Below are 12,022 nucleotides of genomic sequence, written 5' to 3' on the forward strand. Positions count from 1 at the left end.
TCAGGCCGCCTTCTTCAGGGTGGAATAGGTCTTCACGTCGACGATGCGCAGGTCGGCCGCGACCTTGCCCTGGCGGCCATCCTCGAACTTCACCTGCGTCTCGATGTATTGCGAGATGCGGCCGGAATACAGCGCATCGATCAACACCTTGTACTTGTCGGCGACGAAGCGCCGGCGCACCTTGCGGGTGCGGGTCAGTTCGTCGTCGTCCGGGTCGAGCTCCTTGTGCAGCACCAGGAAGCGGTGGATCTGGGTGCCGGCCATCAGCGCTTCGCCGGCGAGATCGGTATTGACCTTTTCCACGCATTCGGCGATCAGCTCGTAGGTTTCGTGCTTGCCGGCCAGGTCCGTATAGCCGGAGTAGGCGATGCCGCGCCGCTCGGCCCAGTTGCCGACCGCTTCCATGTCGATATTGATGAACGCGCACACGCGGTCGCGCTCGTGGCCGAAGGCGACAGCTTCCTTGATGAAGGGGAAGAACTTCAGCTTGTTCTCGATATAGTTCGGCGCGAACATTTCGCCGCTGGTCATCTTGCCGACATCCGCCGCGCGGTCGATGATCTTCAGGTGGCCTTCCTCGTCGAAGATGCCGGCGTCGCCGGTATGGAAGTAGCCGTGTTCGTCGATCACCTCCGCGGTCGCATCCGGACGCTTGTAGTATTCCTTCAGCATCGCCGGAGATTTCACCAGCACCTCGCCGTTGGGCGCGAGTTTCACCTCCACGCCCGGCGCCGGCAGACCGACGCTGTCGAACTTGATGTGACCGTCCGGCTGCATGCACACATAGGCGCAGGTTTCGGTCGAGCCGTAGAACTGCTTGAGATTGAGGCCGATCGAGCGGTAGAAACGGAACAGGTCCGGTCCGATCGCCGCGCCCGCCGTATAGGCCACGCGCACGCGCGACAGGCCGAGCACGTTCTTCAGCGGGCCGTACACCAGCAGGTTGCCGATCGCGTAACGGATGCGGTCCGCCGTCCCCACCGGCTTGCCGTCGAGGATGTCGGCGCCGACGCGGCGGGCGACTTCCATGAAGTGGTGGAACATCTTGCGCTTGATGGCGCCGGCGTCTTCCATGCGGATCATGACCGTCGTCAGCATGTTCTCGAACACGCGCGGCGGCGCGAAGTAATAGGTCGGTCCGATCTCGCGCAGGTCGGTCAGCACCGTGTCGCCGGATTCCGGACAGTTGATGGTGCAACCCGCGACCAGCGCCTGTGCGTACGAGAACAGATGATCGCCGACCCATGCCATCGGCAGATAGGAAAGGATGTTCTCCTGATCGGTCAGCTTGTCGAACGAGACGCCGCCGGTGGCCGCTGCCATGAACGAGCCATGGGTCTGGCACACGCCCTTGGGCTTGCCGGTAGTGCCGGAGGTGTACAGCATCACCGCCACGTCGTCCGTGCGGCCGGCATCGACTTCGTTCATGAAGAAGCCCGGCCGCTCGGCGTCGAAGGCGCGTCCAAGCTGCTGCACCTGATCGTACGACGCCAGTTCCGGCTGCTTGTAATGGCGCATGCCGCGTGGATCGTCGTAGATGATGTGCGAGACGCGCTGCAAGTTCTGCTTGATTTCGAACAGCTTGTCGACCTGCTCCTGGTCTTCCACCACCGCGAAGTCGATTTCGGCATCGTCCAGTACATAGGCCATGTCGGCCGCCGGCGCATCCTGATATAGCGGCACGGCCACGCCGCCCAGCGCCTGCGCGGCGGCCATCGCCCAATACAAGCGGGGGCGGTTGTCGCCGATGATCGCCAGGTTCATGCCGCGCTTGAAGCCCATCGCCGCCAATCCGCAGGCCAGGGCACGCACTTCATCGGCGACTTGCCCCCAGTTCCAGGTTTGCCAGATGCCGAGGTCTTTCTCGCGGAAGGCCGGGTGGCCGGGGCGCGTACGCGCATGCTGCAGCAGCATGCGCGGAAACGTCGATTGGCCCGCGCTATCGATATGTTCTGCCATCGTTCCACTCTCTCTTAACAAGGTACAACCGTCGTCAAGGGGCGGAGCAGACTAAGCCAGGGACGGTGCCGCAGGTGTATGCGCGGCACACGGATCGGCTTACAATGTCTCCGTAGTTCTTTTTTGTTTGTCAGCATGCTAGGCAGTTTTACTCTGCCTTGCTGTCATCTGGCTGACAATCTCCCTGAATCCGTGATTTTCATTGACGCGTTGCACAATGACCCGACCAAAAACCTCCCTGAGCGAGCTGCTGCGCAAGACAATCTGGGCCAGGCAGCTCACGGCGGAGCAGATGGCGCGCGTGGAGGCGGACACGGTCGAGCAGTGCGTGCCGAAGGGGGGCTACATCTGCCGCAAGGGCGAGCAGGTCGATGCATGGATCGGCGTGATCGACGGCTTGGTCAAGATGAACAACCTTTCTCCGGAAGGGAAGTCGGTCACCTTCACCGGCGTACCGGCCGGCGGCTGGTTCGGTGAAGGCACCCTCCTGAAGCAGGAGACGCGCAAGTACGACGTGGTGGCGCTGCGCGACTCGCGCATCGCGCGCATGCCGGCCAAGACCTTCATGTGGCTGCTCGATACCAGCCTGCCGTTCAACAAATTCCTCTTGATGCAGCTCAATGAGCGCCTCGGCCAGTTCATCGGCATGGTCGAGTTCGACCGCCTGCTCGATGTCGACGCGCGCGTGGCGCGCTGCCTGGCGGCGCTGTTCAATACCCATCTCTATCCGGGCACCGACACGCTGCTGCAGATTTCCCAGGAAGAGATCGGCTTCTTGTCCGGCGCGTCGCGCCAGCGCGCCAACCAGGCGCTGCAGGTGCTGGAGCGCGCCGGCCTGCTGAAGGTGGATTACGGCGGCATCCAGATCCTCGACCTGGACGGCCTGCGCCGTTTCAGCAATTGATGCGGCCGCGGCCGATGAATAACCTTGCGTGGTGAATCGATAGTGCTTCTGCAAAATCTGTTGTCCGACCTGCCGTCCCGTACATCCCTGACCGCATTCTGGTCCGGCGAAGTGGTGGCGACCAATCTCTTGGTGTTCTTCAGCCTGTTCGGCGCGCTGCTGCTGGGGCTCATCGTCGGCTACGAGCGCGCCTATCACGGCCGCGCCGCCGGCATGCGCACCTACGGCCTGGTGTGCATGGCGTCGGCCGCGCTGACCGTGATGTCAGGCTACTCGGCCGACTGGTACGGCGGGCAAGTCATGATCAGCGCGGGCGCCGACCCGACCCGCGTCATCCAGGGCATCGTCACCGGCATCGGCTTTCTCGGCGCCGGCGTGATCATGAAGGAAGGCTTCAACATCAGCGGCCTGACCACCGCCGCCTCGATCTGGGCCGCGTCGGTGATCGGCGTGCTTGTCGGCGTCGGCTTCTACCTGTCGGCGATGCTGCTGGCCCTGCTGGCGGCCGCGTGCATGATCGGCGTGCCGAAGCTGTCGAGCCGGCTGCCGTCGCGCCAGGCGATCGCCATCGTGCTGCGCTTCAAGGAGGGCGCCTCGCCGACCGAGGAACGGCTGCGCGAAGCAGCCCTCAAGCGCGGCTATGAAATCGCCGGCGGCTCGATCTCGATTTCGGCGCACCATGGCAAGCTCGAATGGCATTTCGTGGCCGTGGCATTGAACAAGAACAGCGGCGCGCCGATTTCCGAACTGGCGCGCGAGCTCAGTGAAGTGGATGGGGTGGAAGGGTTTAACTTGTCGCACGCGCGCAATTAGCGCGGATTGCTAGGCCCGTATTCGAAGATAGACTCCCTGCTCCGGCCTCCCGCTTCGCGAAATCCTGCCTTCGCCTCGCGAGCGGGAGAGGGGAATAACCGTCACCCTGCCAGGCCGATGCCGGTCTGCTCGTCGCGCGTGCCGCGCACGCTGCCGGCAAAGCGCTGGAACAGCAGGTCGACGACCTTGTTGTTGAAGGCCGGGATATCGTCCGGCTTGCGACTGGTGACCAGGTTGCCGTCGACCACCACTTCCTGATCGATCCAGTTGCCGCCGGCATTGCGGATATCGTCCTGCAGCGTCGGCCAGCTCGTCATGGTGCGGCCTTCGACGAGGCGCGCCGAGACCAGCAGCCAGCCGCCATGGCAGATGGCGGCGATCGGCTTGCCGTCGTCATCCATTTGCTGCACGAAGCGTTGTGCTTCGGGAATGATGCGGATGTGATCGCCATTCATCACGCCGCCCGGCAGCACCACGCCGTCGAAATCCTTCGGGTCGGCTTCACTGAACGTCAGGTCGACGTCGAACTGGTCGCCCTTGGTGTCGTGATGAAAGCCCTGGATCTTGCCGTGTTTTTCGGAAATCACCTTGGTCGATGCGCCTTGCTGCAGCAGCGCATCGCGCGGGCCGGTGAATTCCACCTGTTCGAAACCGTCGGTGACGAGAATCGCGATATTCATGCCATTGAGTGTGGTATCCATGCTTGTCTTTCCAAAAAAGAGGACCGCCATCGGGGTTTGCTTGGACTTGGCTGAATGGCATTAAGTTCTGCGGGCCTGGCCGACGCAGGGCTGGCCGGGCTTGCCGATTCGACAGACAGGCATGCCGGAATTACAATGGCCGCATCGCGCCGGCCGGCGCTTGCCCACGACTTCCCATTCATGACACCCAGTACCAGCCAGATCACCGGACTCGTCCTCGCCGGCGGGCGTGGCTCGCGTATGGGCGGCGTGGACAAGGGCTTGCAACCCTTGAACGGCAAGCCGATGGTCAAGCACGTCATCGACCGCCTGTCACCCCAGGTAGGGACAGTGATGATCAACGCCAACCAGAATTTGGCACACTATCAGTCGTTCGGCCTGCCGCTGCAGGCGGACCACTTGTCCGGATTCGCCGGCCCGCTCGCCGGGCTGCAGGCCGGGCTGATGCATTGCGCCACCGGATACATGGTGACGGCGCCCTGCGATTCGCCGTTCCTGCCGGCCGACCTGGTGGCGCGCCTGGGGGATGCACTGGCCGCGCAGGATGCCGAACTGGCCGTGGCCGCTACCGGCGAAAACGGCGCGCGCCGGCTGCACCCGGTGTTTTGCCTGATGTGCGTGTCGGTCTTGCCCAGCCTGACAGCCTACCTGCAAGACGGCGGGCGCAAGTTCGAGACCTGGTGCCGCTCGCACCGGCTTGCCGAAGTCCCTTTCCCCGATGAGGCCGCCTTCCGCAACATCAATACCGTGGAAGAGTTGCGCCGCTTTGAATATCCATGAACAGCCTATCCCACCTCGCCAGCCTCGTATCCGGCTACGATCCGGACGCCTTGCCGGTCGCGCAAGCGCAACACCTCATCGGCCAGTTCGTCACGCCCGTGACGGCGGTCGAAAAACTGGCCCTGCGCAGCGCGCTCGACCGCGTGCTGGCCGACGACCTGGTCTCACCGATCGACGTGCCGCCGCACGACAATTCGGCGATGGACGGCTACGCCTTGCGCGGCGCCGACCTGCACGCGACGCAGCCGGTGACACTGACGGTCGCCGCCACCGTGCTGGCCGGCGGCGGCTTTCAGGGCACGCTCGGCGCCGGCGAATGCGTGCGCATCATGACCGGCGCGCCCATGCCTGCCGGCTGCGACACGGTGGTGCCGCAGGAATTGACGCAGGATGCATCGGAGACGGCCGTGACGATTCCGCCCGGCGCGGTCAAGCCCGGCGACAACCGCCGCCGGCAAGGCGAAGATCTGCAAGCCGGCAAGCCCGCGCTGCGGGCGGGAAAAATCCTGCGCCCGGCCGATCTCGGCCTGATCGCCTCGCTCGGCATCGCCGAAGTGCCGGTCTACCGGCGGCTGCGCGTGGCCTTCTTTTCCACCGGCGACGAATTGCGTTCCATCGGCGAGCCGCTCGATCCCGGCTGCATCTACGACAGCAACCGCTACACCCTGTACGGCATGCTGGCGCGGCTCGGCTGCGAGGTGATCGACATGGGCGTGGTCAAGGATGAGCCGGCGGCGCTGGAAGCGGCGTTTCGCAGCGCCTGCGAAAACGCCGATGCCGTCATCACTTCCGGCGGCGTGTCGGTCGGCGATGCCGACTACACCAAGCAGATGATGGCGACACTGGGCGAAGTGGCATTCTGGAAAATCGCCATCCGCCCGGGACGCCCGATGGCCTTCGGGCGCATCGCGTCCAACGGCCGGAGCGCCTACCTGTTCGGCTTGCCCGGCAATCCGGTGGCGGTGATGGTGGCGTTCTATTTCTTTGCGCGCGACGCGCTGCTGCGCATGATGGGCGCGTACGCCGAGCCGCTGCCGCGCCTGCAGGCCGTATCGCAGGCGCCGATCCGCAAGAAGCCGGGCCGCACCGAATACCAGCGCGGCATGTTGTCGGCCGGGGCGGACGGCCGCGCGACGGTACGCATTACCGGCTCGCAAGGCTCGGGCATCCTGCGCTCGATGTCGGAAGCCAACTGCATGGTGGTGCTGCATCACGAGCAGGGCACGGTCAATGCGGGCGATCTGGTCGAGGTGGTGCCGTTCGATGGCCTGCTCTGATCCTGCCTGCTTCGGCAAGCGGCAAGGGCGGCGATGGGCCGCCCTTTTTCTTTTCCGGCATCAATCTTTTGTATCACTTTTGATTCATTAAAGGTCTTTGCTATCGGAACAGCCCACCGGCCGTTCGTGTCAAACAGGACGATATCGGGATGAGTTCGCGGGATGAATTCAAGAGGATTTGCCGCCGTTGACGTCATGCCCGGCCTCAGAACCTGGACGAGAACGAGAATGATCAAGACGGAACAGCAGCAATTCCTCGAAGTCGCGCTTGAAAGCGACAGTGCCATGGCAATGGAAGAAATCAAGGCCACTCCCAGCAAGTTTCCGGCGTTGCCGGCGGATGCGATGATCATCATTCCCTTACGCTACACGGTGCTGTTTCCAGGCATGATCGTGCCCATCAATGTCGGCCGCGAAAGCTCGATCGCGGCAGCGCAGGAGGCGGTGCGCGCCGAACGGCCGGTCGGGCTGCTGCTGCAGCACGATTCCGAGATCGAGGCGCCCACGCCCGAACAGATCCACCCGGTCGGCACCTGCGCCAACATCCTGCGCTACCTGACGTCGCAGGATAGCGGCCACTATATCGTGTGCCAGGGCGAGCGGCGCATCCGCGCGCTGGAATTCCTGGAGGGCTATCCGTTTCACGTGGCGCGCGTCGAGTTCCTGGAAGACGAGAACGAGCAGGGCCACGATATCCAGGCCCGCCTGCTGCAGCTCAGGCAGTGCGCCGCCGAGATCATCGACCTCTTGCCGCAGGCCCCGGCCGAACTGGTGACGGCAACCCAGAACATCAGCTCGGCGGCGGCGCTGGCCGACTTCGTCACCGGCCTGATGGATTTGCCGCTGCAGCAAAAGCAGGAGGTGCTGGAAACCCGCAACCTGCAGCAGCGGCTCGACAAGGTGCTGCAATTTTTGTCCGACCGCATCGAGGTATTGAAGCTGTCGCATGAAATCAACGAGCAGACCAAGGAGCGCATGGATGACCGCCAGCGCGAATTCCTGCTGCGCGAACAGTTGAAGACGATCCAGAAGGAGCTCGGCGAAGCCTCCGACGCCACGGCCGACGTCGAAACGCTCAAGGCCGCGCTACTCAAGGCAGGCATGCCGCCCGAGGTCGAGGCGCACGCGCGCAAGGAACTGCAGCGGCTGGAACGCATGCAGGAAGCGGCCGCCGAATATTCGATGCTGTGCACCTATCTCGAATGGATGAGCGAGCTGCCGTGGTCGGCCATGAGCGAGGAACACATCGACATCGGGCAGGCGCGGCGCATCCTCGACGAAGACCATTTCGGCCTGGACAAGGTCAAGCGCCGCATCCTCGAACACTTGGCGGTGCGCAAGCTCAATCCGGCCGGCAATAGCCCGATCCTGTGCTTCGCCGGCCCGCCCGGCGTGGGCAAGACTTCGCTCGGCCAGAGCGTGGCGCGCGCCACCGGCCGCAAGTTCGCGCGCGTTTCTCTGGGCGGCGTGCATGACGAAGCGGAAATCCGCGGTCACCGCCGCACCTATGTCGGTGCCTTGCCCGGCAATATCATCCAGGCACTGCGCAAGGCCGGCACCCGCAATTGCGTCATGATGCTCGACGAACTGGACAAGCTCGGCGCCGGCGTGCACGGCGACCCGGCGGCGGCGCTGTTGGAGGTGCTCGATCCCGAGCAGAATGCGCATTTCCGCGACAACTATCTCGGCCAGCCATTCGACTTGTCCAAGGTCATGTTCATCGGCACGGCCAACATGCTCGACACTATCCCCGCGCCTTTGCTCGATCGCATGGAAGTCATTCGCCTGCCCGGCTACACTGCGCAGGAAAAGGCGCAGATCGCGCGCCGCTACCTGGTGCCGCGGCTACGCGAAGCGGATGGGATGACCGAGCAGCAATGCCGCATCGACGATGCGGCCATCGACACCATCATCCGCGATTACACGCGCGAAGCCGGCGTGCGCAACCTCGAACGCGAGATCGGCAACGCCTTCCGGCATGTCGCCATGCGCATCGCCGAGGGGTCCGTGCAGCAGATGCATCTCGGCGCGGACGATCTGGCGGAAATTCTCGGACCGAAGACGTTCGAGAGCGAGCTGGCGCTGCATGCCAGCCTGCCTGGCGTAGCCACCGGCCTGGCGTGGACGCCGGCCGGCGGCGACATCCTGTTCATCGAGGCGACCATGACGCCGGGCAAGGGCAAGCTGATCCTGACCGGCAAGCTGGGCGACATCATGAAGGAAAGCGCGCAGGCCGCGCACACGCTGGTCAAGGCGCATTGTGCAGAACTCGGCGTGGATGCCGCTGTCTTCGACAGCAGCGACATCCATGTGCACGTGCCGGCCGGCGCCATGCCCAAGGACGGCCCCAGCGCCGGCGTGGCGATCTATGTCGCGCTGTGCTCGCTGCTGACGCGCCGTCCGGTGGGCAACGATTGCGCGATGACCGGCGAGATCAGCCTGCGCGGGCTGGTGCTGCCGGTCGGCGGCATCAAGGAAAAGGTGCTGGCGGCGCTGCAGGCCGGCATCAAGCGCGTGCTGCTGCCGGCGCGTAACAGGAAGGAACTGGACGACATTCCGCAAGAGGCACGCCGCGCGCTGCAATTCGTCTGGCTGGAAACGGTCGACGACGCGTTGCGCGAGGCGGTCGGCTTACCCATCCACCACTGAACGGAGACTGGCATGAACAGAGCACTCGACATCTTCAGGCAAGCCTTGTGGCAACTGGCCGAGGAAGAGCCGCGCAGGCCGCCGGCGCCGTTCAGTCCACCCGGTCCATGGAATGCGATGTTCACCTTCCGTTATTCCTGCACCGAAATCTCGGCCCAGGGTGGCGAGGCGCATGTGAAGCGGCGCGAAACGCGCTTCGAGGAAGGCAGGTTCGTCACCGAAGAGTGCGAATGCACCGTTCACCGAGAAGCCTACGACCGCATGGTCGATCAGGCCCAGCAGGTTTTCATCGAGCAGATGAACCAGGCGATGCGGATGTTTTATCTGCCGTTCGCGCCGCGCGGGCGCCACGATGAATAGGCGATGAAGACGTGACGCGCCGCTGCGCCACGCCGGGTGGCGCCGGCCATGCGCGAGCTAGCGCGCCGCCAGCGTCCTGTTCTTTTCCTCCAGCGTGCGGATCAGGCCGTCGATGCCGCCACGGCCGATTTCGGCGGTGAAGCTGTCCTTGTAGGTCTGGATCATCCAGACGCCGAGCACGTTGACGTCGTATACCTTCCAGCCGTCGGGCGACTTGTAGAGGTGATAGCCGACCTGCACCGGTTCGGCGCCGCGCTTGGGCTGCACCCGGAAGCGCACCACCACGTCGGTGGCGTCGGGCGCGGCGCGCAGCGGCTCGTAGTCCAGCTTCTGGTCGCCGACCTGCGACAGCGCGCCGGCATAGGTGTGCATCAGCAGCGAGCGGAACGCGTCGATCAGCTGCTGCTGCTGTTGCGGCGTGGCGGCGCGCCAGTGCCGGCCGACCGCCAGCGCGGTGGCGCGTCGCATGTCCAGGTACGGCAGGATCTTGGATTCGACGACTTCCTGGATGCGCTCCTGGTTGCCGGACTTGATTTCTCTGTCGTGCCGCACGATGGACATCACTTCGGCGGTGACGCGCTTGACCATCTCGTCCGGTGCTTCCTGCGCCGGCTCGGCGGCGGCGAAGGACAGGGCGGCCAGCGACCAGCCGGCGAGCGCGAGGAACAGGCGGAATAGTTGCATCGTCGTCTTTCTGAATGGAATTTCGTTAGAGGGGATGCCGCCGCGCCGGTTCACTCGCGCGTGAAAATGGCCCAAGACAGCCTGCGCCGTCACTGCGGCATCATCGTTGCGTGGTCGCCAGTTTCAGTGCCAGTGCCGCGAACACCGTGCCGGCCATCCGGTTCATGACGCGCTCGGCTTGCTGCGAGCGGCTCAGGCGCTGTCCGATCAGGCCGGCCAGCAGGGCGATGGCGCCGAACACCAAGAGGGTCGACACGATGAACAAGCCGCCCAGTTGCACCATCTGGCCGCTCAGCGAACCGCGCGCCGGATCGGCGAATTGCGGCAGGAAGGCCAGGAAGAAGATCGACACCTTCGGATTGGTGATGTTCATGATGATGCCGCGGCGATAGAGCTGCCCGGGGCTGGCACTGCTGCCTTTCCCCATTGCAATACCGGAAGACGAGGCGCGGAACGCCTGCCACGCGAGGTAGAGCAGGTAGGCCGCGCCGGCCAGCTTCAACACGGTGAAGGCCAGCGCCGACGCCTGGAAGATGGCGGCCACGCCGAGCGACACCGCCAGCGTATGGACGATCAGCCCGGTGCACAGGCCCAGCGTGACGAGGATGCCGGCCAGCCGCCCGCGCAGCGCCGACTGGGTGAGCACGAAAATATTGTCGGGGCCGGGCGTCATTGCCAGCAGGACCGATGTGGCGAAGAAAGCGAGTGCGGTTGCGAGCGGGATCATGGGTTTCCTGTCTAGAAGCAAGAGTGCATGCCGATTGTAACGCCGTCACCGCCGCGTTGATTGCGGCAGGGCAGATGGCATCTACTTGCCGAACAGTTTTTTGACCATTCCGCCCAGGCCCTGTGCGGCGCTGCCCACGCCGCGCGTGAGCCCTTCGATGCTGATGCCCAGCGTTTCCGCCACCGACGCGCCGATGCGCCGGGCAAAACTGTCGTTGAGCGAAAACTGTGGGTCGTTCAGGTTGCCGTCGAGGGTGAAGTGCAGCGCGATCCGGCCGTCGCGATTCTTCAGCGCCGCCACCACCGCCTGGCGCGGCACGCCCATGAAGGTGCCGAAGGCGCCATTGCCCGGCGCCAGTTCCAGCCCGGAGAGCGTCACCGTTCCCGGCGCATGCAGCCGGTTTTGGCGCACCGTCGATTGCAGCGCAAGATCGAGCGTGCCGCGCCTGACGCCGGTTTCCGACGCCTTGATCAGGTACGGCTGCAGCGCCACCAGGTCGACGCCGGAGAGCTTGGTCGCGATTTCGGAATTCTTGTCCGCCAGCTCGGCCCAGCCGCCGATCGACACCCGGCCGTCGCGCTGCACGCCCTTGACGGTGCCGTCCAGCGCCAGGCCAGGCTCGGCACGCGCAAGTCGTCGACGCGCACCTGCAACTGATCCAGCCGCGTCTTATGCGCAGGCTGGCGCACGCTGGCATCGAAAAATTCCAGCACGCCGTCGCGCAGTTCGATGCTGCCGATGGCGACTTCCGGCGCCGGCGATGACGCAGCAGCAGGCTGCGTGCCGTCCGCCCTCGGCTTTTCCAGCAGGCTGGGCAACAGGCGCACGCGGCCGTCGCGGGTGCGCCAGACCGACAGGTACGCATGGTCGACGGCGATGCGCGATACGCGCACCTTGGCCGAGAACAGGCCGGCCAGGTCGGGCGTGACCACCACGCGCTCGGCGCGCAGCGTATCCGGTGCCGGCCAGCCTTTGGGCGCGCGGATGCGCACGCCATGCGCCTCGATGGTCGACCAGCCGACCACGATCTGCCCCACTTCGCTGTCGGCGCCAAGCGCCTGCTCGACCTGGGTCTTGAGCGCCTTGGTCGCCATGTGCAGGCCGCCGGCCGCGGCAGCGCCGAGCACAATCAGCACCGCGCCCGAGACGAGCAGCGTGCGTTGCATGT

The 12,022-nt window shown here is 64.8% G+C and carries 12 protein-coding genes; 6 read left to right on the forward strand and 6 right to left on the reverse strand.

Going from position 1 to position 12,022, the window contains the following annotated elements; all coding sequences use genetic code 11:
* Complete coding sequence (locus FAY22_RS19915) at window positions 1–1,959, reverse strand: long-chain fatty acid--CoA ligase (protein ID WP_146332425.1); 1,959 nt, start codon at window positions 1,957–1,959, stop codon at window positions 1–3.
* Window positions 1,960–2,176: 217 nt separating this feature from the next.
* Between FAY22_RS19915 and FAY22_RS19920 the strand changes: the two genes are divergently transcribed.
* Complete coding sequence (locus FAY22_RS19920) at window positions 2,177–2,863, forward strand: Crp/Fnr family transcriptional regulator (RefSeq protein WP_146332427.1); 687 nt, start codon at window positions 2,177–2,179, stop codon at window positions 2,861–2,863.
* Between the two features lie 69 nt (window positions 2,864–2,932).
* Window positions 2,933–3,676, forward strand: coding sequence for an MgtC/SapB family protein (locus FAY22_RS19925; protein ID WP_146333549.1), 744 nt, complete (start codon window positions 2,933–2,935; stop codon window positions 3,674–3,676).
* Between the two features lie 101 nt (window positions 3,677–3,777).
* On the opposite strand, the gene FAY22_RS19930 is transcribed toward FAY22_RS19925, so the two are convergent.
* Complete coding sequence (locus tag FAY22_RS19930) at window positions 3,778–4,377, reverse strand: type 1 glutamine amidotransferase domain-containing protein (protein ID WP_146332429.1); 600 nt, start codon at window positions 4,375–4,377, stop codon at window positions 3,778–3,780.
* Window positions 4,378–4,557: 180 nt separating this feature from the next.
* Between FAY22_RS19930 and mobA the strand changes: the two genes are divergently transcribed.
* From mobA to FAY22_RS19950, 4 genes are all read left to right on the forward strand, one after another.
* Window positions 4,558–5,157: a molybdenum cofactor guanylyltransferase MobA gene (mobA, locus tag FAY22_RS19935; RefSeq protein WP_146333550.1), complete on the forward strand. Its 600-nt coding sequence runs from the start codon at window positions 4,558–4,560 to the stop codon at window positions 5,155–5,157.
* The gene (gene glp / locus FAY22_RS19940; protein WP_146332430.1) at window positions 5,154–6,434 is read left to right on the forward strand and encodes a gephyrin-like molybdotransferase Glp; all 1,281 of its coding nucleotides are present in this window, start codon (window positions 5,154–5,156) and stop codon (window positions 6,432–6,434) included. Before mobA ends, glp begins: the two co-directional genes overlap by 4 nt.
* A gap of 285 nt (window positions 6,435–6,719) precedes the next feature.
* A complete protein-coding gene (lon, locus tag FAY22_RS19945) occupies window positions 6,720–9,083 on the forward strand; it encodes an endopeptidase La (RefSeq protein ID WP_146333551.1) in 2,364 nt (787 codons plus the stop codon).
* A gap of 12 nt (window positions 9,084–9,095) precedes the next feature.
* Window positions 9,096–9,443 (forward strand): hypothetical protein, encoded by a 348-nt coding sequence (locus FAY22_RS19950; RefSeq protein WP_146332432.1) that lies wholly within the window; start codon window positions 9,096–9,098, stop codon window positions 9,441–9,443.
* 57 nt (window positions 9,444–9,500) lie between these two features.
* Here FAY22_RS19950 and FAY22_RS19955 read toward each other — a convergent pair whose 3' ends face one another.
* The 4 genes from FAY22_RS19955 to FAY22_RS22205 all read right to left on the reverse strand — a co-directional run bounded on the left by FAY22_RS19955 (window position 9,501) and on the right by FAY22_RS22205 (window position 12,020).
* Window positions 9,501–10,127 (reverse strand): phospholipid-binding protein MlaC, encoded by a 627-nt coding sequence (locus FAY22_RS19955; protein WP_146332435.1) that lies wholly within the window; start codon window positions 10,125–10,127, stop codon window positions 9,501–9,503.
* A gap of 100 nt (window positions 10,128–10,227) precedes the next feature.
* Complete coding sequence (locus FAY22_RS19960) at window positions 10,228–10,854, reverse strand: LysE family translocator (protein WP_146332437.1); 627 nt, start codon at window positions 10,852–10,854, stop codon at window positions 10,228–10,230.
* 81 nt (window positions 10,855–10,935) lie between these two features.
* Window positions 10,936–11,439 carry a DUF748 domain-containing protein gene (locus FAY22_RS22200; protein ID WP_210411856.1) on the reverse strand — a complete coding sequence of 168 codons (504 nt, stop codon included), beginning with the start codon at window positions 11,437–11,439 and terminating at the stop codon, window positions 10,936–10,938.
* Window positions 11,325–12,020, reverse strand: a complete 696-nt coding sequence (locus FAY22_RS22205) for a hypothetical protein (protein ID WP_210411857.1) — start codon at window positions 12,018–12,020, stop codon at window positions 11,325–11,327. The genes FAY22_RS22200 and FAY22_RS22205 overlap by 115 nt, the downstream gene beginning before the upstream one ends.
* Between the last annotated feature and the right edge of the window lie 2 nt (window positions 12,021–12,022).

This window comes from Noviherbaspirillum sp. UKPF54 (assembly GCF_007874125.1).
GTDB lineage: Bacteria > Pseudomonadota > Gammaproteobacteria > Burkholderiales > Burkholderiaceae_D > Noviherbaspirillum.

Coding starts and splice junctions, on each gene's coding strand:
- FAY22_RS19950 (WP_146332432.1), top strand. CDS start 9,096: ATGAACAGAGCACTCGACATCTTCAGGCAAGCCTTGTGGCAACTGGCC.
- FAY22_RS19930 (WP_146332429.1), bottom strand. CDS start 4,377: ATGGATACCACACTCAATGGCATGAATATCGCGATTCTCGTCACCGAC.
- FAY22_RS19960 (WP_146332437.1), bottom strand. CDS start 10,854: ATGATCCCGCTCGCAACCGCACTCGCTTTCTTCGCCACATCGGTCCTG.
- FAY22_RS19955 (WP_146332435.1), bottom strand. CDS start 10,127: ATGCAACTATTCCGCCTGTTCCTCGCGCTCGCCGGCTGGTCGCTGGCC.
- FAY22_RS22205 (WP_210411857.1), bottom strand. CDS start 12,020: ATGCAACGCACGCTGCTCGTCTCGGGCGCGGTGCTGATTGTGCTCGGC.
- FAY22_RS19915 (WP_146332425.1), bottom strand. CDS start 1,959: ATGGCAGAACATATCGATAGCGCGGGCCAATCGACGTTTCCGCGCATG.
- mobA (WP_146333550.1), top strand. CDS start 4,558: ATGACACCCAGTACCAGCCAGATCACCGGACTCGTCCTCGCCGGCGGG.
- glp (WP_146332430.1), top strand. CDS start 5,154: ATGAACAGCCTATCCCACCTCGCCAGCCTCGTATCCGGCTACGATCCG.
- FAY22_RS19920 (WP_146332427.1), top strand. CDS start 2,177: ATGACCCGACCAAAAACCTCCCTGAGCGAGCTGCTGCGCAAGACAATC.
- lon (WP_146333551.1), top strand. CDS start 6,720: ATGGCAATGGAAGAAATCAAGGCCACTCCCAGCAAGTTTCCGGCGTTG.